Annotated in this window: 21 protein-coding genes; 6 read left to right on the forward strand and 15 right to left on the reverse strand. The window is 42.1% G+C overall.

The features are described from left to right. The 3 genes from FO440_RS18585 to FO440_RS18595 form a co-directional block, all read right to left on the reverse strand. A partial coding sequence (locus tag FO440_RS18585) for a glycosyltransferase family 2 protein (RefSeq protein ID WP_144249807.1) occupies window positions 1–756 on the reverse strand: 756 nt, incomplete at its 3' end. Then, a complete protein-coding gene (locus FO440_RS18590; RefSeq protein WP_144249808.1) occupies window positions 753–1,373 on the reverse strand; it encodes a class I SAM-dependent methyltransferase in 621 nt (206 codons plus the stop codon). The genes FO440_RS18585 and FO440_RS18590, both read right to left, overlap by 4 nt. Next, on the reverse strand, window positions 1,366–2,184 hold the full coding sequence (locus tag FO440_RS18595) for a glycosyltransferase (protein ID WP_246104266.1): 819 nt from the start codon (window positions 2,182–2,184) through the stop codon (window positions 1,366–1,368). The genes FO440_RS18590 and FO440_RS18595 overlap by 8 nt, the downstream gene beginning before the upstream one ends. Here FO440_RS18595 and FO440_RS18600 point away from each other — a divergent pair. The 5 genes from FO440_RS18600 to FO440_RS18620 all read left to right on the forward strand — a co-directional run bounded on the left by FO440_RS18600 (window position 2,141) and on the right by FO440_RS18620 (window position 6,796). Beyond that, window positions 2,141–2,734: a glycosyltransferase gene (locus tag FO440_RS18600; RefSeq protein ID WP_144249810.1), complete on the forward strand. Its 594-nt coding sequence runs from the start codon at window positions 2,141–2,143 to the stop codon at window positions 2,732–2,734. The genes FO440_RS18595 and FO440_RS18600 overlap by 44 nt on opposite strands. A gap of 57 nt (window positions 2,735–2,791) precedes the next feature. Beyond that, window positions 2,792–3,949 carry an MraY family glycosyltransferase gene (locus FO440_RS18605; RefSeq protein ID WP_246104268.1) on the forward strand — a complete coding sequence of 386 codons (1,158 nt, stop codon included), beginning with the start codon at window positions 2,792–2,794 and terminating at the stop codon, window positions 3,947–3,949. Window positions 3,950–4,052: 103 nt separating this feature from the next. After that, a complete protein-coding gene (gene gap / locus FO440_RS18610) occupies window positions 4,053–5,051 on the forward strand; it encodes a type I glyceraldehyde-3-phosphate dehydrogenase (protein ID WP_144249811.1) in 999 nt (332 codons plus the stop codon). Next, a complete protein-coding gene (locus FO440_RS18615; RefSeq protein WP_144249812.1) occupies window positions 5,044–5,478 on the forward strand; it encodes a GNAT family N-acetyltransferase in 435 nt (144 codons plus the stop codon). The genes gap and FO440_RS18615 overlap by 8 nt, the downstream gene beginning before the upstream one ends. Before the next feature lie 127 nt (window positions 5,479–5,605). Then, window positions 5,606–6,796, forward strand: coding sequence for a phosphoglycerate kinase (locus FO440_RS18620; protein ID WP_144249813.1), 1,191 nt, complete (start codon window positions 5,606–5,608; stop codon window positions 6,794–6,796). Between the two features lie 236 nt (window positions 6,797–7,032). Here FO440_RS18620 and FO440_RS18625 read toward each other — a convergent pair whose 3' ends face one another. The 12 genes from FO440_RS18625 to FO440_RS18680 all read right to left on the reverse strand — a co-directional run bounded on the left by FO440_RS18625 (window position 7,033) and on the right by FO440_RS18680 (window position 19,020). Then, the gene (locus tag FO440_RS18625) at window positions 7,033–7,596 is read right to left on the reverse strand and encodes an AAA family ATPase (RefSeq protein WP_144249814.1); all 564 of its coding nucleotides are present in this window, start codon (window positions 7,594–7,596) and stop codon (window positions 7,033–7,035) included. Between the two features lie 72 nt (window positions 7,597–7,668). Beyond that, entirely contained in the window at window positions 7,669–8,295 is a 627-nt protein-coding gene (gene pnuC / locus FO440_RS18630; protein ID WP_246104269.1) for a nicotinamide riboside transporter PnuC, read from the reverse strand. A gap of 270 nt (window positions 8,296–8,565) precedes the next feature. Next, window positions 8,566–10,113 (reverse strand): DHA2 family efflux MFS transporter permease subunit, encoded by a 1,548-nt coding sequence (locus FO440_RS18635; protein ID WP_144249815.1) that lies wholly within the window; start codon window positions 10,111–10,113, stop codon window positions 8,566–8,568. 121 nt (window positions 10,114–10,234) lie between these two features. Beyond that, entirely contained in the window at window positions 10,235–11,296 is a 1,062-nt protein-coding gene (locus tag FO440_RS18640) for an HlyD family secretion protein (RefSeq protein WP_144249816.1), read from the reverse strand. Between the two features lie 13 nt (window positions 11,297–11,309). Then, entirely contained in the window at window positions 11,310–12,668 is a 1,359-nt protein-coding gene (locus FO440_RS18645) for a TolC family protein (RefSeq protein ID WP_144249817.1), read from the reverse strand. A gap of 1 nt (window position 12,669) precedes the next feature. Further along, entirely contained in the window at window positions 12,670–13,299 is a 630-nt protein-coding gene (locus FO440_RS18650) for a TetR/AcrR family transcriptional regulator (protein WP_144249818.1), read from the reverse strand. 277 nt (window positions 13,300–13,576) lie between these two features. After that, window positions 13,577–14,485: a helix-turn-helix domain-containing protein gene (locus FO440_RS18655; RefSeq protein WP_144249819.1), complete on the reverse strand. Its 909-nt coding sequence runs from the start codon at window positions 14,483–14,485 to the stop codon at window positions 13,577–13,579. Window positions 14,486–14,562: 77 nt separating this feature from the next. Next, complete coding sequence (locus FO440_RS18660) at window positions 14,563–15,327, reverse strand: SDR family NAD(P)-dependent oxidoreductase (protein WP_144249820.1); 765 nt, start codon at window positions 15,325–15,327, stop codon at window positions 14,563–14,565. A gap of 110 nt (window positions 15,328–15,437) precedes the next feature. Next, the gene (gene bcp, locus FO440_RS18665) at window positions 15,438–15,896 is read right to left on the reverse strand and encodes a thioredoxin-dependent thiol peroxidase (protein WP_144249821.1); all 459 of its coding nucleotides are present in this window, start codon (window positions 15,894–15,896) and stop codon (window positions 15,438–15,440) included. Further along, entirely contained in the window at window positions 15,896–17,611 is a 1,716-nt protein-coding gene (locus tag FO440_RS18670; protein WP_144249822.1) for a M23 family metallopeptidase, read from the reverse strand. Before FO440_RS18670 ends, bcp begins: the two co-directional genes overlap by 1 nt. Window positions 17,612–17,819: 208 nt before the next feature. Beyond that, window positions 17,820–18,431 (reverse strand): fumarylacetoacetate hydrolase family protein, encoded by a 612-nt coding sequence (locus tag FO440_RS18675; protein ID WP_144249823.1) that lies wholly within the window; start codon window positions 18,429–18,431, stop codon window positions 17,820–17,822. Between the two features lie 85 nt (window positions 18,432–18,516). Further along, the gene (locus FO440_RS18680; RefSeq protein WP_144249824.1) at window positions 18,517–19,020 is read right to left on the reverse strand and encodes a T9SS type A sorting domain-containing protein; all 504 of its coding nucleotides are present in this window, start codon (window positions 19,018–19,020) and stop codon (window positions 18,517–18,519) included. 195 nt (window positions 19,021–19,215) lie between these two features. Here FO440_RS18680 and FO440_RS18685 point away from each other — a divergent pair, with 195 nt between their 5' ends. After that, window positions 19,216–21,162 (forward strand): KUP/HAK/KT family potassium transporter, encoded by a 1,947-nt coding sequence (locus FO440_RS18685; protein WP_144249825.1) that lies wholly within the window; start codon window positions 19,216–19,218, stop codon window positions 21,160–21,162. Window positions 21,163–21,172 lie beyond the last annotated feature (10 nt).

The raw sequence follows: 21,172 nt of genomic DNA on the forward strand, positions 1-21,172 counted from the left end.
TAATATACCCAATTGAAATATAAGGCGCTGTGTAAAATATAAGGACGGGCGTACATACCGCGGCAGTTTCCACCAGATCTTTTTAAACCAGGCCTTACGCTCATTGGGCGATCCCCAAAACGCGGGCTTCTCTGCCTGTAATGCTGGCAACTGCATACGTTCTACTTCCTGCTGCGCTACCAGGTCGCTATAACGGTTATGCTTGTCTATCCAAAAGCTGATGTTGTTTTCTTTGAGATTTTCCTCGAGCAGATAACCATCTTTCCAAACCTCGGTTTTCCCCGGTACAACAAAGCGGTGATCCATTTTTTCGGTGGTGTCAGAGTATCCTATGCCATACCTGAACATCTTTAGCAAATAAAACGGGTAATAGCCACCGTGTTTTATCCAACGGCCTTTGAAAAAGTTTTTGCGGTTAAAGTAGATGCCGTTTAGGCTGGCATGGTCCTCGTCTTTAAAATCGAGTAAACGTCGTTTTAATTCGGGGGTTACAATTTGATCAGCATCAAGGCAAATGACCCATGGCGTTTCTACGGGGCAATTTTTTAATGCAAAATCCCATTGCGAGGGGTGGTTCTCAAAGGCGTTGTAAAGAAGCTTCGCGCCAAATTCTTCACCAATTTTAACGGTAGCATCTGTACTGCCCGAGTCTACAATAAATACCTGCGCATTCAGATCTGCTATGGATTGAAGTAGGCGTGGTAAGTGCTGCTCTTCGTTATACGTTAAAATAATAAATGAATAAGTCGCGTTCAATTTAACCGGGCTTTTAGGATCATTGATTTATAAAAATACGGAACTCTTCCGCAGCCAATAAACTCTACATTTGAAAAGCCTGCATCTGTCAGCGCTTTGCTTAACGTCTTTCTCGACCACATTTTTATATGCCCGCCGTGCCACATGGGGTCCATGTGGGTATCCCACTTATTAAACAGGCTAAGCGCCAGGTTTTTTAAATAGCCGTGGTAGGGAGTGGTAATTATAATTTCGCCGCTGCCGGCAAGCTGTTGTTTGCAGAAATTGATAAACCCCTCCGGGTCATACAAATGCTCAATAACTTCTGTTGATATGATGGTATCAAATTGCTGGCCCTGTAATTCGTCGGGCAACTTACCGGTAGACAGATCCTGCAGGAAAAACCTGTCGGGACTGGTTTCGCGGGCTATGGCTATGCCTTCGGTAGATGCATCTGTTCCGAACGCGTTATAACCCATCTTTAACAGCAAATTGGCTAAATATCCGTTGCCGCAGCCCAGATCAAGTATGCACTTGTTTTTACTTTTATCCAATAAGGATAGTATAGGCTGCTGTAAATAGGAAAAAGTATGCGCGGGGTCACTAACGTAGAAACCGTAATCTTTATAATCAGACATGGTTGATAACTTGCTGGTACATATCTATATATTTTTTGATCAGTTGATCTTCATCAAAATCACGGTGAATTATTCCCGGGGCATCAAGGCTGATCTGTGCTAACTGGTCTGTTTTTGTTATGGCGATATCATTAATGGCCCCGCTTATTGATTGCGGCGTTGTTTCACAGACCCAACCCAATTTATTTTTAACCACATAAGCTGCCAGGCCAACCTGTTCGCTGATCAAAACCGGGGTGCCTGAGCTAAGACTCTCGATAACCACGTTGCCAAAATTTTCATTATAGGAAGGTAATACCAACAAGTCGTGATCGGCAAAAACATCAAACTTGTTTTCGTTTTGAAAACCTATCCAACTGATGTTACTTTCGCTTTGGTTATACCGTGCAATGTTCTTTAATAGGTCAATATAAGCATTGTCGCCATCACCGGCAATGGTTAAATGGTAGGGAATGGTCAGCAATGGCAACGCGTGTAACAAAATATCAAGGCCTTTTTTTTCTTCTATCCTTGAAAAGAAAAGCAGTTTCAAAACCTTACCGGCTGTTTTTTGGGGGATTGACGATGGGGCGATCTTAACAAAATTCGGGATGTCAAATATGCCCTTTGGGATAATAATTTTTGACAGGTCCTTCAATTCAGCGTTAGACGTGGCATGCAGGCATGACCGGCTTAACAAGCGTTTTCCCAGCAAATTATGCAGCAACTTTTTGGCGAGATTATTTTTGTTGGTAAATGAATAACTGCTCAATGTCCCCCGTGGTGAAATGATCACCGGTACATTACGGCTTACTGCCACAAATGCTGACAAGACTGAAACTAAATTCCACCAGAACAAGGGGATTAGCATGTCTACCGGAGATATTATCGGAATACTGAACTCTGACGATTATTTTGCGTATAACGATGTAATTAGCAGTGTTGCAGCCGCTTTTGCAGACCCTGATGTGGATATTGTTTACGGCGACCTGGATTATGTAGATCCAAACGGTAGGGTAGTACGCGAGTGGCGATCGGGAGCTTATACAGAGGGGATGTTTAACTACGGATGGATGCCGCCGCATCCGACATTTTATTGCAGGCGGGGATTGTTTGAAAAATTGGGCTACTATGATCTGCAATATGGTACCGCTGCCGATTACGAATTGATGCTAAGGTTTATGCATGCAAATACGGTTAAAGTGCATTACCTTAATAAGATTATGGTGAAGATGACTACAGGCGGGGCGAGTAATAGAAGCTATTCAAATCGGATCAAAGCGTGGCGGTCGGATTTGAAAGCAATGAGGAAAAATGGGGTGTCAATTCCCCTTATGTGCATAATTTTTAAACCCTTACGAAAAATATTTCAGTATATTTAAAAAAGGCAATATTATTGTAACGCGAATGTTACAAATTGACTTCAAACGTTAACGATTATGCTAACAACTTTACTTGTTGCTATTGATGCAGATGCTTTGGGATTAAATTCAATAATGGATTTTTTTTACCACTACCAGGTCGCTTATTATTTGTGTATTCTGGGCTTTGCAACTCTACTTTCGGCCATCGCTATCCCTTCAATTTTACATGTCGCCCGCGCCCGCCATTTATATGACGATATTGGCCATTTCAGAAAACAGCATGATCATGGCATACCCCGTCTTGGCGGCGTAGCCATCTTTGTAAGCTTTGCCGTTACTGCCTTGGCGGTTAGTTTAATTGATAAAAACTTCCCGATAATTTATATCCTGATAGCCAGTATCGTGCTGTTTATCATGGGATTAAAGGATGATCTTTCAGGCGTGAACTTTAGTACCAAATTCCTGGTGCAGTTTATTGTAGCATTGATATTGGTAGTACTTGGCGATATCCGTTTAACAAGTATGTATGGCGTGTTTGGCATCTATGACCTGCCTTTAGTAATGGGCTCTGCATTAACCGTTATAGTCATTATCATGATCATTAACGCGTTTAACCTGATTGATGGTATTGATGGTTTGGCGGGTGTTACCGGCATTATGGTCAACGGCATATTTGCCATCCTGTTTCTGTACACAAAGCATTATGAACTGGCAGTTATTTCTCTGATTTTAGTTGGTGCCATCATCGGCTTTTTACGTTATAACATCAGCCCTGCCCAGATCTTTATGGGCGATACCGGGTCACTATTTATTGGGTTAATATCCGTGGTAATGGCTATTAAGTTTATAGAATTAAATAAGTTTTCCACACCGGGTGTACCGCAAATTTACTCTGCCCCGGCATTGACGGTAGCTATCATGGTAGGGCCTATTTTTGATACTATGCGTGTGTTTTTTGTACGCATTATGAGCGGCTCGTCGCCATTCTCGGCAGATCGTAACCACATTCATCACCGTATTTTAAGGTTGGGTTTTAACCATACCCAAACTACGCTGATACTGGCCGGGCTTAACCTTGTGTCTGTCGCGTTTGCGCTTATGTTCAGCACGCTTGGTAATTTTACGTTGATCATTATCATCTTCACGATATCCATGCTGTTTAACTGGGGCGTAACTTTCATGATCCGCTCAAAAGAGCGCGAAGGGCTTGCCTTGCGTAACTTGTTTATTTAGCACCTAACTCCCTTAGTCTAATCTGAATGTTTGTTTCTGATTAAAGTTTAGACTTACACACCTATTTTAGTTAAATTTGCGTTCTACCTATTTATTGAACGTAATGAGAATAGCTATAAATGGATTTGGCAGGATAGGGCGCATATTTTTACGCAACATTTTAGCTAAACCCGATATTGAGGTTGTAGCCATAAATGATCTGACAGATACACGTACGCTTGCACATCTTTTCAAGTATGATTCTGTACACCATGGCTTTACGGGCACAGCGACTTTTGATGAGGAACACCTTTTCATCAACGATAAAAAAATAAAAATATTAGCGCAACGCGATCCCGAACAACTACCCTGGAAAGCGCTTGACATTGATCTGGTTATCGAATCCACAGGTAAATTTACTTCAAGGGAAGGTGCTGAAAAGCATCTAAAAGCAGGTGCAAAGCAGGTTATTATATCCGCACCATCAACAGATAAAAATGTGCCTACGGTTGTTTTAGGCGTTAATGACGGCAAGGTTGATCTGCGGTCGGCTGTTTTATCAAATGCATCATGTACCACCAATAACGTAGCCGCCATGGTAAAGATCCTGGACGAAAACTGGGGTATTATTGATGGTTATATCACAACCGTACATTCCATGACCGGCGACCAAAGCCTGCACGATACACCGCATAAAGATCTGCGCAGGGCAAGGGCTGCTTCGGCTTCTATCATCCCTACATCTACAGGTGCTGCAAAGGCAATTACTTCTATCTTCCCGCACCTGGATGGCAAATTAGGTGGCGCGGGTATCCGTGTGCCTGTTTTAAACGGCTCGCTGACTGATTTTACCTGTATTTTACGATCACAGCCTACCGTGCAGGATATTAATCACGCCTTTAAACAGGCAGCGCAGGGTGATATGAAAAATATATTGGAATATACCGAAGACCCTATTGTATCCACAGATATTATTGGTAACCCGCACAGTTGCGTGTTTGATGCCCAGTTAACCTCGATAGTGGGCGGATTGGTAAAAGTGGTTGGCTGGTATGATAATGAAATGGGCTATTCAAACCGCCTGGCAGACCTGGTTGAGAAAATACATCTACTACATGATTAAATTTATAACTGTTGAAGAGTTGTTACCCTTACGTAACACCGTGTTGCGCGACGGAAAATTAACAGCGAATGAGTGTCGTTTCCCTACTGATACTATTGATGGTAATTTCCACCTGGGATATTTTATAAAAGGCGAGCTGGCCAGCATCGGTTCATTTCACCCGCAAAGCTATGGGCAGTTTACCGGCACCGGCTACCAGATCCGCGGTATGGCCACGGCCGAAAAATTTCAAGGGCAGGGGGTAGGCACTAAACTACTCAACTTTGCTATTGCCTACCTGCACGGACAAAAGGCCAATTACGTTTGGTGCAACGGCCGTAAAAAGGCTATCAAGTTTTACCAGGATATAGGTTTCGAGATCGTATCGCCCGAGTTTGAAGTTCCGGCTATAGGCCCGCACCACGTTATGTATGCTAAGATCCAGTAGTTATTAACTGTTTTTGCCTTTATATTCAGCTAAAATTACCTACTAAAAAGACCTTTTTTAATTTTTACGTTCGGAAATCAGAATTAAATGCTGATTTTGGCGGACTTTTAAAAAAGACCATAATAGCATGAAAACTATAGATCAAATAAAATTTACCGGTAAAAAAGCGCTTATCCGCGTTGATTTTAACGTCCCGTTAGATGAAAATGGCAAAGTTACAGACGATAACCGTTTAACAGCAGCTATACCAACTATTAAAAAAATATTGACCGATGGTGGCGCTGTGATATTAATGTCGCACCTGGGCAGGCCAAAAAACGGACCTAATGAAAAGGACTCGTTAAAACATGTTATCCCTAATTTGTCAGATCTGTTAGGTCAGCATGTTGAATTTGCTGATGATTGCATTGGCGAACAAGCTGTTGAAAAAGCCAAAGCGCTGTCAAACGGCGAGGTTTTACTGTTAGAGAACCTGCGTTTTTATAAAGAAGAAGAAAAAGGCGATGTTGAATTTGCTAAAAAATTAGCCGCTCTTGGCGATGTCTATGTAAATGACGCGTTTGGCACCGCTCACCGTGCACACGCTTCAACGTCAATTATTGCACAGTTTTTCCCGGACTCCAAATACTTTGGTTATGTAATGGCCGGCGAATTAGCCAATGCCGAAAAAATACTGAACGGTGCAGAAAAACCTTTCACTGCCATTATGGGTGGTTCAAAGGTATCTGATAAGATCGAATTGATCGAGAAGCTATTAGATAAGGTAGATAACCTGATCATTGGCGGTGGTATGGCTTATACTTTTGCCAAAGCCAATGGCGGTAACATCGGTACTTCATTGGTTGAGCTGGATAAACTGCAACTGGCTTTAGACCTGGTGCAGAAAGCAAAAGATAAAGGTGTTAACCTGTTATTGCCTTTAGATAACGTTACTGCCGACGATTTTTCGAACAATGCCAATACCGGTGTTGCTAAAACAGGCCAAATCCCTGATGGCTGGATGGGTTTAGATATCGGCCCTGAAACTGTAGCGCTGTTTAGCAAGGTTGTTGAAGAATCAAAAACTATCCTTTGGAACGGCCCGATGGGGGTGTTTGAAATGGAGAAATTTTTGATAGGTACAAAAGCCATTGCAGAAGCGGTTGTTAAAGCAACCCACAACGGTGCTTTCTCGCTAATAGGTGGCGGTGATTCTGCAGCAGCGGTATCTAAATTCGGCCTTACCAAACAAGTTAGCTACGTATCAACAGGTGGCGGTGCATTGCTTGAGTACATGGAAGGTAAAGAATTGCCGGGTGTTAAAGCGATAAATGACTAAACACTAAGTAAAACATATTATAAAGGCTCCGATGGATCGGGGCCTTTTTTGTGAATTTAGCCCCGCGCGTCATTATGGGCGATAGCATATTGATTTCTACATAAGCCCATCAAACGGTTTTCTTGTCGCTTGGTGTCGCTAATGGCCTAGTTACTTTACCTTAGAGTGAGTGTTGCGCAACACTCACTCAAGGTAAAAAAACAAAGCCTACCTGCGGCTAAGAGCGCTACGAAGTATCACTGATTCGCAAAAAACTCATCAATAGCCTTCACAGCGCTTTCATACCTGTCTTGCCCGGTACCGCTGATAACTATATAATTGGCATTTAACGCATCCAGTTCTTTGTACCATACATCCATAAAATGTTCGCGGAGGTGTGGGAAATCGCGCAGGGGGTCATCCTGCCATGGCAGGTCGATATTAAGCAGTAGGTAAAGATCATATTTATGATGGGGCAACGCGTCCAGTACTTCCTGTGGTGATTTTCCGAACATCTGGTCACTCCAGATCTTCACGGTGATAAATGTAGTGTCGCAGATCAAAATGCCGTTAGCTTTTGGTAAAAGAGTTTTCTCAAGCACTATTTGTCCATGAAACATATTGATCTCATCCTGCCAGGTAGGGGGGGCGGTTAGTTTTTCACAGTATTCACGGGCATACTCAGGTACCCAAACCGTTTGGTAATGTTCGGCCAGGAAAGCCGACATGGTTGATTTTCCCGTTGATTCAGGGCCTACTATGGCGATCTTTTTGATTTCGGATGTCGGATGTTCGATGTCGGATTTTTGAGTTGCAGACATTTAAGAAATGCAATTAATGATTGCTAATTTACGATATAAATAAATTCGAAATTGAACATCCGAAATTTGATATTAAATACCTTGCTTTTTCCAATCTCTTTTCCAGTCAAAATATCCCATTAAAGCTATTGCCACATAAATGGCATACATTACCGCAGTTAAATGCAGGTCCTTATAAATATAAACACCAACGTATACCACATCAACAAACACCCAGATTAGCCAGTTTTCTAATACCTTCCTGGCCAGGAAAAACTGGGCTACCAGGCTACAGGCTGTGCAAAAGCTATCCAAATAGGGGTACGATGCCGTGGTATATTTTAAAACCGAACCCAACAGGAAAGTAAACAAAATTATCGCAGCTACAGACAGCAGGCCTTCTTTTCTTTTGATGCGCATTACCGGAGTTTTATCTTCTGAAGCCGGTTTTTTGCTCCAGTAATACCAGCCATATATATTGGTAGTTAAAAAGTAAAACTGCAGGCCCATATCGGCAAACAGATGGCTGTCAAAAAAGATAAAAATATAGATGACTACGCTGATGATGGCGAACGGCCAGTTCCAGATAATGTTTTTGGCGGCCAGGTAAACGCATAATAAACCGGTAATAACCCCAATTACTTCAAGTATTGATTGTTGTTGCCACCAGGTTTGCAGCGCGTGTATAATTCCCATTGCCAAATATAAAAAAACAGCCATGTTTTAATGTGGCTGTTTGCTATTATGAGTTACCCGCAGGCTATAATTCTTAAAAGTTTTTAGAAAGATGAAATTAATTTCATTTAAGGCAAATAAAAATAGGTTTTGTTGATTAAAAACTTCTAAATTTATGCCTAAGATTTAAACAAGTCCGGCAGATATGCTTTTTTGTGTGAGAAAAAGCAAAGGCCGGGCACAATACTAAAATTTAATTGTTAATTTTTTTTGTGAAAAAAGCCGTTCCTTTCATAGGGGAACGGCTTTTGTTCTTTAGTGCACGTCGGTAGGTACTTTAACGTTCTTCTTAAACGGCTGCAGATAAAGCAGCGGGATAGAGAACAACATTACCAGCCCCGAAATGTAATAGGCGTCATCATAGGTTAATAATAATGACTGTTTGATCACTCTGCCTTCAATTGCCGCATATGCCATATGTAAGGCATCATAAGCCGACTTACCTTTTGCTAAAAAGGTTTGCTCCATAGCGTTTAAATTTTGTATGAAGGCGTTATTATAGGGGTTAACATTACTCAATAAATTGCTACGGTGAAAGCTGGTGCGTATGTGGATAATGGTAGTTAATACCGCTATACCAAACGAACCGCCTAACTGGCGCATCATGTTATTTAAACCCGTACCCTGGCCAAGCTCAGGCCCTTTCAGGTCGGCAATAGCCAGCGTGGTAAGCGGCACAAACAACAACGCCATACCCACACCTCTTATCAGCAGCGGAACCAATACATCAGCCTGCCCGGTGCTTAATGTCGAGTTGCTTAGCATCGTAGTAAATACAAAGAACAAAAACATACCGCCCGTTGCCATAAATTGCGCCGGGATACCTTTGTTAAGCATCTTACCGATAAAAGGCATCATCACAATGGTACATAAACCGCCCGGGAATAAAAGCTCGCCCGTTTGCTGTGCCGAGAAACCGAGCAGGTTTTGACAGAATACCGGGAACACAAACACCGATCCGTACAAACCAAAGCCCAGCACAAATGAGGTAAACATACCTACCGCAAAGCTTCTGTGCCTCAATATGGCAAAGTTTACAATCGGGAAGTCGATACTCAATTCGCGCCAGATAAAAAGCAATACGCCTAATATAGCTGTTATGGTAAGCACCAGGATATAGGTTTTTGCAAACCAATCTTCCGATTCGCCTTTTTCAAGGATGGTTTGTAAACTACCAACCGCAATGGCCAGCAGTATAATGCCCCACCAGTCGACGGGTTTACCCTTGGCCTCCTTGGGTGTTTCATTAATAAATGTGAAAGCACAGAAAGCTGCAAGCGCGCCTACCGGTATGTTTACATAAAATATCCACCGCCATGAAAAGTGGTCGGTAATATAACCACCAATGGTTGGGCCAACAGTAGGCCCAACTACCGCACCTAAACCAAACAGTGCCGTAGCCGTACCAATTTGCTCGCGCGGCCAGGTTTCAACCAATATCGCCTGTGATGTTGAGATCAAACCACCGCCCGCCAGCCCCTGCAGGATCCGGAATATTACCAGTTCATCTAAACTTGTAGCGTTACCGCACAAGAACGAGGCAATGGTGAATACTATAATTGAAGTAATAAAATATTGTTTACGCCCAAAGCGGCTACCCAGCCACCCGGACATGGGCAGCACAATTACGTTTGCTACCGCATAACCGGTAACTACCCAGGCAACATCCTCAAGGGTTGCACCCAGGTTACCCTGGATAACCGGTAAGGATACGTTTACTATCGTGGTATCTATCAGCTCCAATAAAGAGGCTACGATAACCGTAATAGTAATGATCCATTTTTTAAAGCCAGTTTCAGCCATTATTTTTAATATAAATTTTATTTAGTCTTAAGTCTGTAGTCTTTAGCCCTGAGTTATAAGACGAATAATAAACTTTCGACTAAAGACTACAGACTTAAGACTACGGACTAACGACTAATAATTAATCTTTAGTAATAACAGATACGTTCACGCTCATACCCGGGCGCAGTTTATCCAGAACGTCTTTTGACGCGTTTATTTTAATTTTAACAGGGATACGTTGTACTACCTTTACATAGTTACCGGTAGCATTATCCGGAGGCAATAAAGAAAATTTAGCACCTGTAGCAGGAGAGAAGTTGTAAACTGTTCCTTCAATTTTCAGATCAGGATAAGCGTCAGTCTCAATATCAACCTTTAAGCCGTTGTGTATTTTCTCTAATTGTGTCTCTTTAAAGTTTGCAGTGATGTACAGGCTGTTGTCATTAACAATGTTGAACAATGTCTGCCCGGCTTGTACCAACTGGCCCAACTGCACATTCTTTTTTGACGCGATACCGCTTGCTGGCGATTTTACATCAGTATAGCTTAATTGCAGTTTAGCATAATCAACATCAACCTGGCGTTGGTCAACACCCGTGTGGGTAACCTTTAACTGATCGCGGGTGGTACCAATTTGTTGTACCGCTGCTTTGTATTGATCTTTAGCGGCAGCTAAGCTGGCTTGTGCAACTTCAAGATCTGATTTTGACTGATCAAATTGTTGTTGGGTAATAGAACCGTCTTTTACCAGATTTGCATAACGCTGATAATCTTTCTCAACTTTATCTAAACGTGCTTGCGCAGATACTACACCTGCTTTAGCAACTGCCGAGTTTGAAGCAGTAGTGAAAATTTGCGACTGGCTAACACCTATGCCTGCGCTTGCACCAACCTGTGCAGATTGTGCCTGCTCTAATTTGATCTTGTAATCGCGCGGGTCAATTTTAACCAGTACCTGGTCTTTGTTAACGTGCGTGTTTTCTTCAAAATAAATGCTGTCAACGTATCCGCCAACGCGCGCTACAACCGGGCTGATATCGCCATCAACTTGTGCATCGTCCGTATCAACGTGTTTGCCGTAATATATGTATTCTTTTATACCGAAAATTATACCACCTAAAAGTATAACCCCTAAAATTATAGGTAATACTTTATTAGGTTTTTTTGCTGGTGCGTTTTCGTTTGTGTCTTGCTTTGCCATTTTGTGTTGTGTATTATTTGTTAAGTTTTCCGGTTGATTTTAATAAAGTATAATAAGCCAGTCCAGCATCGGCTTTAGCCAATTCTAAATTGATCTGGGCCTGGTATAGTAAAGTTTCCGCATCGGCCTTATCTGTTGCTGACGCGATGTTGCTTTTGTATTTAGAGGCCAGGATATTGTTGTTCTCGCCGGCTTGCTCTATTGATGTTTGCAGCAATTTGATCTTATCTACAGCGGTCACATAGTTGTGATAGTTCTGGTTAACCTCGTTTTTAATATTATCAATGGTGATGCCTTTATTAATATCAACCTGTTCACGCTGTATACGGGCCTCTGCCAGTTTGTTTTTATTGGTCCATAAAGCACCAAAGTTCCATGACGCGGTTAAGCCTACCGTAACAGGGGTTATAAAGTTGCCGCTCTTAGGTAATGGGTTAGCGTTAACATCAACATAATAACCGCCTACAGATGCTGCCAATGTTGGTGTTGTATTTGCGCCAACGGTTTTGATATTGGTTTCAGCATATTTGGTACGCAGATCAAGCTGTTTAAGCTCCTGCCTGTTGTTCATCGCTGTATCGATAAAATAGCTTAGCGGGCCAAGGTCTTTGTTTGCGTCTACTATCTGGTCAATGTTTAACTGCGTAGATTCTGGCAGGCCCAATAAAATGTCAAGGTCATAAGTAATGATCTTACGGTTGCTTTCAAGGTCTATGCCGGTAAGCTCAATGTTTGAGCGTTGCAACTGGAAACGCAGAACGTCATTTTTAGTAACCAAGCCCTGCTCAAAAAAGCGTTGCGACTGGTGGATCTGAGCATCTATAGTTTCCAAATTTTGGTTAACTACCTTTTTGCTTTGCAGTACTTTATACAGGTTATAGTACGCGTTGATGATCTCGTAAGTGATCTGGTCTTTATCCTTATCAGCGTCAAGGCGTGATATGCTGGTCAATATCTGTGTAGATTGTTGCGCGTATCTTAATTTATGACCGCCAAAAATAGTTTCGTTAAGCGACGCGATACCTAAATAAGCATCGGCACCTTTAGGCAGGTGGATATCGCTGCTGCCAAAAGCTAAGGTATTTGCAGGTATTTCTGCACGGTTATAAGCAAAGCTTAAACTACCTGTAGGCAAAGATCTGTCTTTTGCCTGGTTGTATTGCGAAACCGCCTCGTCAATTTTTGACTGCGATAATTTTAAGGTCTTGCTATTATCCAGCCCTAATTTTATGGCTTCGCTTAATGTAATGGTCCTGTCCTGAGCGGCTGCTCTTTTAGACACCAAAGACATCAGCAATATGGATAGCAAAATTGCTAACAGAGGTATCTTGCAAAGATGTAGTTTGTGAGATGTATTCAATTGTATATTCATATTAGTTGTGTAAGTATGCTTTTAATAAGTTTTTCATAAAGCTTTTTATCTGCGGCTTAAGCTTTGTCTCGATCATGTTGTCATCCTGGATATCGTATCCAAGTAATGGCGATGACATCATGGGTGTATTGATGATATAATTTTTTGTGCCATATAACGTGGCTATTACCATCGGGATATCAATATCTGTTTTAAACTCGCCGTTGGCAATGCCTTCAGTCAGGATCTTATTAAGCTCGGTAACGTTCTTCATTAACATATCCCGCAGTTTGTCAGACAGATCCGTCCTTCTATTCATACCCATTTCCTGGTATAATAGTTTTTGAAAACAGTTGTTATTTACAACCTTTTCACCGTACATATCAATGTAGGTTTGCATTTTCTCCCAGGCGCTTATGCTGTCGTCATTGCCCAGGTTTTGTAAAATATCTTGAAACGATGATATTTTACGGTTAAAAATCTCAAGAAACAATCCCTCTTTCGAGCCAAAATAATAGTTCAGCATCGCCATATTCACACCGGCCTCACTCGAAATTAAACGGGTTGATGCGCCGTCAAAACCTTTTTCTGAAAACACGCGTTCTGCTACGTCCAGAATATAGTCTTTCTTGTCTGTCTTTTCTTTCTCCATAATCTTTGATAGGACAAAGTTAATCAAACGATTGATTAAAGTAAAATTATTTTTATGTTAAATTCATAAGTTGTTGATTATCAATTATAAAAAATTAATCAATCGATTAACTAAGTAGGTAGACTTTATTTTATTTGACTGTTTTCCATATCATCAATTATTTGATAACACAAAATTAGGTACGCTATTGACAACGGTATGTCAGCAGGAAATTAAAAGGATTGGTGTTTACTCACCCCGCCCAGCGCAGCGTCGGCGGGGTGAGTCGCTACGCTGATCACCCCCTAAACCCAAGCGGCGTATCCTTAGTCTGTTTCTTAAAATAATTAGAAAAATGAGCAACATCGTCAAAGCCGAGGGTATAGGCAATCTCTGCTACACTCCAGTTGGTTTGTTTAAGCAGGATGCGAGCCTCCTGGATAATTCTGTTACTGATGATCTCTGTAGTGGTATTGCCGGTTGCTTCTTTTAAAACTTTATTGAGGTGATTAACGTGCACGGCAAGGCGGTCGGCATAATCTGCAGGCGACCTGAGCGCCAGCCGTTGGTGCGGCGATTCTAAAGGAAATTGTCTTTCCAGTAACTCAATAAATAAGGATGAGATGCGCTGAGACGCGTTTTGTGCGGTGCTAAGCGCGGACATGGGCTGTAGTTTCTGGCCATAGTGAATCAGTTCCAGCACCAGGTTGCGTATCAGGTCGTATTTATATTTGTAATCGGCGGATAGTTCTTTCAGCATTTTTCTGAAGATGTAGGCTATCTCTGCAACTTCCTGTTCGTCAAGTTGAAAAACGGGTAATTGCCCGGGCTGGAATATCGGCAGATCTTCCAAATGCACGCCTGATTTTGCGGTCGAAAGGAAATCAGGCGTAAAAATGCAGAACATCCCCGTTTGGTTGCTATCCGCGGGTACCCAATGGTAGGGGATCTTGGGCGTTGCAAAAAGCAGCGCGTCCTGTTCAATATCAATTACTTTATCAGCATACTCGGCCCGACTTTTGCCTTTTAACCAGCTGATCTTATAATAAGCCCGGCGGCTATAAGGCATAACCCGGCTGCCGGTTTTCTTATCAAATAACTTTTCGGCTTCAAAGACATTAAAATGGCCTATCTCCTTACTGATATCATGCGGAAGCGTGCCGCCATGCCGCTGGTAGAAATCATCTAAAGAAGAGTTACTGATCATATTGTGTTTGTAAATATCAAATTTAGTAAAAACTAAAAAGGTTGTCACCCTAAACAGAGGATGACAACCTTACCATATTATACCATCATTCCGCCCGAGATCTCTATGCGCTGACCATTAACCCAGCGCGCGTCTTCGGTACATAAAAACGCGACTACCCCGCCGATATCTTCGGCTTCGCCTGGCCTGCCTAACGCTGTGATATCGCTTACGCGTTTTTGCAGTTCTTCATTTGCCCTCAGGTGCCCGCCACCGAAATCGGTTAACACCGCACCCGGTGCAATGGTGTTGGCCCTGATACCTCTAGCCCCCAATTCTTTCGCCAGGTAACGGGTAAATACCTCGACAGCGCCTTTCATAGAGGCATAAGCTGATGAACCGGGAAATGAAACGCGCGTAAGGCCGCTTGATACGTTAACAATGCCGCCGCCATCATTCAATAGCGGGATTGTTTTTTGCGTTAAAAAGTAAACACCTTTAAAGTGGATATTTAACAATTCGTCAAAAAAATCTTCGGTTGCTTCTGTTACCAGTTTATAACCGCCGGTACCGGCATTGTTAATTAAAAAGTCGATATGGTCTGTGCCGAACTTATGGGTTAACGTATCTGTTAACTGATCAATAAAGGCATCGAAGCTTTTAATATCGCCGGTATTTAGTTGTAGTGTTGCCGCTTTTTGGCCGGTTTGTTCAATTTGGCTTACCACATCCTGTGCTTCCTGCGCTTTGCTGTTATAGGTAAGTATTACATCTATCCCTTTTTCGGCAAGCCTTAAAGCCATGTCCTTGCCCAAACCACGACTGCCGCCGGTTACCAGGGCTATTTTATTTTTTTGTTCCATTTGTACTGTGTTTTGATAGTACAAAGATGGTGGCAAAATAAAGGCCAGTGTTTGTAGCAATCAATCCATTATTTGCAAAATTCAAATAATGGATTGATTATTCGGTTCGTTTACAACAGATCCAATACCTGTTGTGACGATGCTTTGGTATCTACCTTGTCAATAACATTTTTGATATTGCCTTCAGGGTCGATGATAAAGGTAGTGCGCACGGTGCCCATATATTTTTTGCCGTACATATTTTTCTCTGCCCATACGCCGTAAGCCTCAACAACGCTGTGGTCGGTGTCTGCAATCAGCGGGAAGGGAAGGTTATGCTTGGTGATAAATTTTTTATGTGATTTTTCATCATCGGTACTTACGCCTATCACTTCAAAGCCTTTACCCAATAATGATTGATAATTATCCCTGAAATCGCAGGCCTCGGCAGTACAGCCCGGGGTGTCATCTTTTGGATAAAAGTACAAGATCACTGTTTTGCCTTTAAAATCTGATAAAGAAACCGTGTTGCCGTTCTGATCTTTTGCGGTAAAGTCCGGGGCTTTGTCGCCTGCTGTAAGTGTTGCCATTATCTGTTAAAATCTGCTGTGAAAGTTGAATAATTGTTTTTAGCGTCGCCAACGATTAGCTCAAATTTATGTTTGCCCGGCGGCACGCTTCCATCAAAGGTATAACTTAGTACTTTAGTTTTAAAATCCCATTCCATTAAAACCCAGCGGCCGTCTATTTTGCCGTTATAGCTTTTTACTCCCGACAGGTTATCGCCGATCCTGAAGAAAATACCCTTGGCGGCCCCCAGGTTGCTGCCATCATGAATGTTTAACGGTACAATCCGCGGTGCTTCGGTATCCAGTTTAATATAAAAATCGCCAAATGCTTTTGCGCGGCCTTTCACATAACCGTCCTGGTAAATACAACTGTCGCATATGCCGCCGGTACCTATAATTACGGCTTTGTCGGCCTGGCTGCCCAGGTCAACATCGGGTTTTATCCAAATATCATATTTATCATGAATAGGGGTGAGCCGGTTATGAATACGGTGTGTAACCGAATACGCGCCGGGCACTATTGGCAAAGTAGCATATTTGAAATCTACATCGTCATATAAATTGCCCGGCTCAATAATAACTTTTACCTTATCGTTACTAAACTCGTTGCGCTGGTTATAGTGGAAAATTGTTTTCGGATAGTCCGGCTTAACAATGGGTAGGCCAAACGCTTTTGATTTTACCTTTAAAGTTATAGTGGAGGCATTGCCGGCGACATCTTTGACCACGTATTCTATTTCATGTTCTTTATTATCAATGAAATTAATAATGCCACGGTTTATAGATTGCGGGTAAAGCGAAATGTTGCTGCCCGGCGGAATAAAACATTTTTGTATGAAACGATGGGAGGTTAAAAAGGTAGGGTAATCTATATAGCTGTTTATAGCATGCGTTTGGTCAAAGCCAAAGCGTTCAGCTGCAAAAGTATAAACTGTTTTACCATCCAGTTTTAATTCTACAGAATATACACCGTTAGGATTGTTTGAGGCGCTGTTTCTATCGGTAGTTGAAATTCCAAAACCCACATTACCACTTAACTCTATAACCTTTGGGATTTTTAAGTGATAATTGCCTGCTGCGCCGACAGCCGCTAAAAATTGGCGGGAAGTATATTCACTGAATGGTTGATCATCTAAAAATTGATAAATACCTACGGCTGTAATAGTAGGCGGCACTTTATCGGGGATGGTTATCCCAAAAAGCTGCGGATTAATGGTTTGTTCTGATTTTGTATCCCTAATCTCAAAATGCAGGTGCGGGCCCGCAACGGCACCCGATTGGCCTGAAATAGCTATCACATCACCCTTACACACATTCACCTGGCCCGGTGGCAGGTTAAAATCTACATCAAATTGCTGGTGTTGGTATTGGTAATCGCGCAGCACCTTGGTTATTTGCGGGCTAAACTGCTTGTTGTGCATATAAACGGTAGTGTAACCATTAGGATGATCGATGTAAACGATATTACCGCCGCCGCCAAATTGTACACGGATGCGCGATACATAGCCATCGGCAGCCGCGTGTACCGGGTAGCCGCTTTGCTGGTTGGTCCTGAAATCTAAGCCCGAGTGAAAATGGCTCGGCCTTAATTCGGCAAAGCCGCCTGCCGTGCTGGGCGCTATATCAAGCGGATAACGGAAATAGCCTTTTGGATATTCCCTGCTTTGGATGGTTTGGGCTTGAGTGATAAACCGACAGCCAATTATAAGTAAGATGGTAACAAAATATTTATTCATTAAGTAGAGTATACAATAGGGGGTTATGGTTTTGTTTAGTTTATCCGGTGACTCACCCGGCCGACGCTTCGCTGGGCCACCCTCTCTTCCGCAAGCGGAAAAGAGGGTTAAAGTGATTTACTAACCTGTATTACCATCTTTCCGCCAAAGGCGAAGAGAGGGTCGACAAGCGTAGCGATGTCGGGGTGAGTTGTCGCCGCCAGGCAAATTATTTCACGTAAAAGTCAATCAATTTTTGATCTTCTAAATAGCCTTCAAGCCGGTCGCCTATATTTACTTTGGCAACACCCTGCGGGGTGCCGGTAAATATCAGGTCGCCTTTTTTCATGGTGATGTATTTAGAAACAAAAGCTATGATATACTCAAACGAAAAAAGCAGGTTTTGCGTATTGCCAACCTGGCGGCTTTGCCCGTTAACATCCAGATGGAAGTTAAGGTTGTAGATATCAGCGAACTGCGTTTTAGGTACAAAATTGCTTACCGGGGCCGAGCTGTCAAAGGCTTTGGCCAGTTCCCAGGGCAGGCCTTTTTCTTTGTGTCGCGATTGGATATCGCGTGCGGTAAAATCAATACCCAATGCAATTTCATCATAATAGTTGGCGGCAAACTTTTCGCTGATATGCTTGCCTTCCTTGCTGACTTTAAGTACTATCTCCAGTTCGTGGTGTACATCTTCAGAAAAATCAGGATGATAAAAAGGCTTGTTGTCTTTTAGCAAAGCGGTATCCGGCTTTAAAAATATTACCGGGAGAGTGGGGACGGGGTTATTCAGTTCTTTGGCATGTTCTGCATAATTGCGGCCAATGGCGATGATTTTCATGTACGAATTATTGAATTATAGAATTACGGAATTGTAAAGTTAAAAGGAATTAAGTCAATAATTCACTCAATCAATAATTCAATAATTATAAAAGAGATATCCGTTTGATCACCGATTCGGTGCCGGCAACAACGCGGATAAAATAGAAGCCCCGGTTTAGCTTGTTGCTTAACGGGCGGTTAAGTACCTGTTCGCCGGGTTCAACACGTTGCGAGAATAAGGTGATTACATCGTTACCCAGTACGTCAACCATTTTTATGGTAACGTTAGAGTTGCGTGACAGCGTATATTTTACGTTGATCTGGTCGGCCATGATAGGGTTTGGATAAACCTCTACGCTGCTCAGCAATTTGTCGTCTGCCCTTGGCACAACCAGTTTTGTGCTTGATATAATGCCCGGATGGATCGGTGGCAGCGTAAAATTAAGCGGGCTCTTCTTTGCTTTTTTCTTTAAAGGAAAATAGTTGATGGTATCGGTTTTGGGTAATCTCTTTGGCGACTTGGGTGATAAGGCAAAGGCACAATTCAGGGATATTGCCATAGCAAGTATTAGTATCCATGAAAAAGTGTAAGTAAAGTTTCGCCTCATGCTTTACAATTAGTTTTATTTCACAAAAGTATAAATAAACAAATCACCAAATCCAATTTCGACCCCATAATTGTACGATTTAACAATTTTTAACAATGAAGATTATTTACCTAACAATTAATTTGACTATACGTTTGCAGATTTTTAATCTGCGAGTCAAATTTTTTAATATTTTTGTGCGTTTAAATAAAGATAGTGTCGCATCATAAAGATCTACAAAAACTGACAGCCGCCGGGCTGCTTATCAGTTTAGGAATTATCTACGGAGATATCGGTACCTCTCCACTTTACGTTTTTAAAGAAATCGTCGGTACCCAACATATTTCAGATATCTTAGTTTTAGGTGGCGTATCCTGTATTTTTTGGACGCTAACAATGCAAACCACGCTAAAATATGTTGTAATAACTTTACGCGCCGATAACAAAGGCGAGGGTGGTATTTTCTCTCTCTTCTCCTTAGTGCGCCGAAAAGCTAAATGGCTCATTGTACCTGCAATTATAGGTGGCTGCGCTTTGCTTGCCGATGGTATTATTACTCCCCCAATTACAATCTCGTCGGCTGTGGAGGGCCTTGTGCCCGAGTTTCCTCACCTGCATACCATGCCGGTAGTTATAGCCATTATAGGCGGTTTGTTTTTGATCCAACAGTTTGGCTCATCAACAGTAGGTAAGGCTTTTGGCCCTATCATGTTTATCTGGTTTACCATGATGGGCGTTTTAGGCATCAGCTTTATCGTTCAGGATCCGTCTGTTATAAGAGCACTAAATCCATATTACGCTTTTAAATTATTAACCAGTAGTAACTATCACGCATTTATTATACTGGGCGCGGTTTTCCTGTGTACCACGGGTGCAGAAGCTTTATACTCAGACCTTGGCCACTGCGGGCGTAAAAACATCCAGGTAAGCTGGGTTTACGTTAAAACCTGCTTAATATTAAATTACCTGGGCCAGGCTGTATGGCTGTTACAACATAACGGACAAGTGCTTGACCTTAACCTGATGAACCCTTTTTACAAGATCATGCCGGATAACTTCTTGATATTTGGTATTGGTATTGCAACAGTTGCGGCGGTTATTGCCAGCCAAGCTTTGATCTCGGGTTCATTTACTTTAATTGCAGAGGCTGTACGCCTAAACCTATGGCCAAAAGTTAAAATTCATTATCCGAGCGAGCAAAAGGGCCAGCTTTACGTATCAAGCGTTAACTGGTTATTGTGTGCCGGTTGTATAGGCGTAGTGTTGATATTTAAGCATTCTGACGCAATGGGTGCTGCATACGGCTTAAGTATTACAGTAGCCATGTTAATGACCACCATTCTGGTTTCACGCTTCCTGCGCAGAAAGAAAGTTCCTTCTTATATTGTAAATGTATTCTTGTTAGTTTACCTGCTTATAGAAGGTACATTCCTTTATGGCAACCTGAACAAATTTGTTGAAGGTGGTTGGTTTACTTTATCTATCGGTGCCATCTTGTTTTCAGTTATGTGGACTTGGCACGTTGCCCGTAAGATCAGGAACCGTTACGTTAAGTTTGTAGAGATAGACGATTATTACAACATCATAAAAGAATTAAGTGACGACGAAACCGTACCTAAATACGCGTCGCAACTGATCTATTTAACCAGTGCCAATTTTAACTCTGAAGTTGAATCAAAGATCATTTACTCTATATTGCAAAAGCAGCCTAAACGCGCCGACGTTTACTGGCTGGTACACGTTGACGTAGTTGATGAGCCTTATAAAAAAGAATATGAAGTTGACATACTGGTACCTAATAAGCTGATCAGGATCGACTTTAAATTAGGGTTCCGTGTTGAACAGCAAATTAATTTACTGTTCAGGCGTGTTGTTGAGGACCTGGTTAAAAATGGCGAGGTGGATATTACCAGCCGTTACCAATCATTGAATAAACATAAGATCGTTGGTGATTTCAGGTTCGTGGTAATTGAGAAAGTGCTTTCACGTTCACATAACCTGTCGCTTTATGAAAAAGGCGTAATGGCTTTCTATACTTATCTTAAAAAGATCAGCTTGTCAGAAGAGCGTGGCTTTGGGCTTGACCTGAGCTTTGTTACCATTGAGAAAGTACCTTTAATGCTGGCTGCTCCTGAAACAGTAGATATCACCCGTGTCATTTAGTATATTAAAT

The sequence above is a fragment of the Mucilaginibacter corticis genome (assembly GCF_007558865.1).
GTDB lineage: Bacteria > Bacteroidota > Bacteroidia > Sphingobacteriales > Sphingobacteriaceae > Mucilaginibacter > Mucilaginibacter corticis.

Bases quoted from the DNA above. Each gene is read 5' to 3' on its own strand.
- FO440_RS18600 (WP_144249810.1), top strand. From the start codon at position 2,141: ATGATCACCGGTACATTACGGCTTACTGCCACAAATGCTGACAAGACT.
- FO440_RS18620 (WP_144249813.1), top strand. From the start codon at position 5,606: ATGAAAACTATAGATCAAATAAAATTTACCGGTAAAAAAGCGCTTATC.
- FO440_RS18655 (WP_144249819.1), bottom strand. From the start codon at position 14,485: ATGATCAGTAACTCTTCTTTAGATGATTTCTACCAGCGGCATGGCGGC.
- FO440_RS18645 (WP_144249817.1), bottom strand. From the start codon at position 12,668: ATGAATATACAATTGAATACATCTCACAAACTACATCTTTGCAAGATA.
- FO440_RS18670 (WP_144249822.1), bottom strand. From the start codon at position 17,611: ATGAATAAATATTTTGTTACCATCTTACTTATAATTGGCTGTCGGTTT.
- FO440_RS18660 (WP_144249820.1), bottom strand. From the start codon at position 15,327: ATGGAACAAAAAAATAAAATAGCCCTGGTAACCGGCGGCAGTCGTGGT.
- FO440_RS18635 (WP_144249815.1), bottom strand. From the start codon at position 10,113: ATGGCTGAAACTGGCTTTAAAAAATGGATCATTACTATTACGGTTATC.
- FO440_RS18590 (WP_144249808.1), bottom strand. From the start codon at position 1,373: ATGTCTGATTATAAAGATTACGGTTTCTACGTTAGTGACCCCGCGCAT.
- FO440_RS18675 (WP_144249823.1), bottom strand. From the start codon at position 18,431: ATGAAAATCATCGCCATTGGCCGCAATTATGCAGAACATGCCAAAGAA.
- pnuC (WP_246104269.1), bottom strand. From the start codon at position 8,295: ATGGCTGTTTTTTTATATTTGGCAATGGGAATTATACACGCGCTGCAA.
- gap (WP_144249811.1), top strand. From the start codon at position 4,053: ATGAGAATAGCTATAAATGGATTTGGCAGGATAGGGCGCATATTTTTA.
- FO440_RS18625 (WP_144249814.1), bottom strand. From the start codon at position 7,596: ATGTCTGCAACTCAAAAATCCGACATCGAACATCCGACATCCGAAATC.
- FO440_RS18650 (WP_144249818.1), bottom strand. From the start codon at position 13,299: ATGGAGAAAGAAAAGACAGACAAGAAAGACTATATTCTGGACGTAGCA.
- FO440_RS18615 (WP_144249812.1), top strand. From the start codon at position 5,044: ATGATTAAATTTATAACTGTTGAAGAGTTGTTACCCTTACGTAACACC.
- bcp (WP_144249821.1), bottom strand. From the start codon at position 15,896: ATGGCAACACTTACAGCAGGCGACAAAGCCCCGGACTTTACCGCAAAA.
- FO440_RS18680 (WP_144249824.1), bottom strand. From the start codon at position 19,020: ATGAGGCGAAACTTTACTTACACTTTTTCATGGATACTAATACTTGCT.
- FO440_RS18640 (WP_144249816.1), bottom strand. From the start codon at position 11,296: ATGGCAAAGCAAGACACAAACGAAAACGCACCAGCAAAAAAACCTAAT.
- FO440_RS18605 (WP_246104268.1), top strand. From the start codon at position 2,792: ATGCTAACAACTTTACTTGTTGCTATTGATGCAGATGCTTTGGGATTA.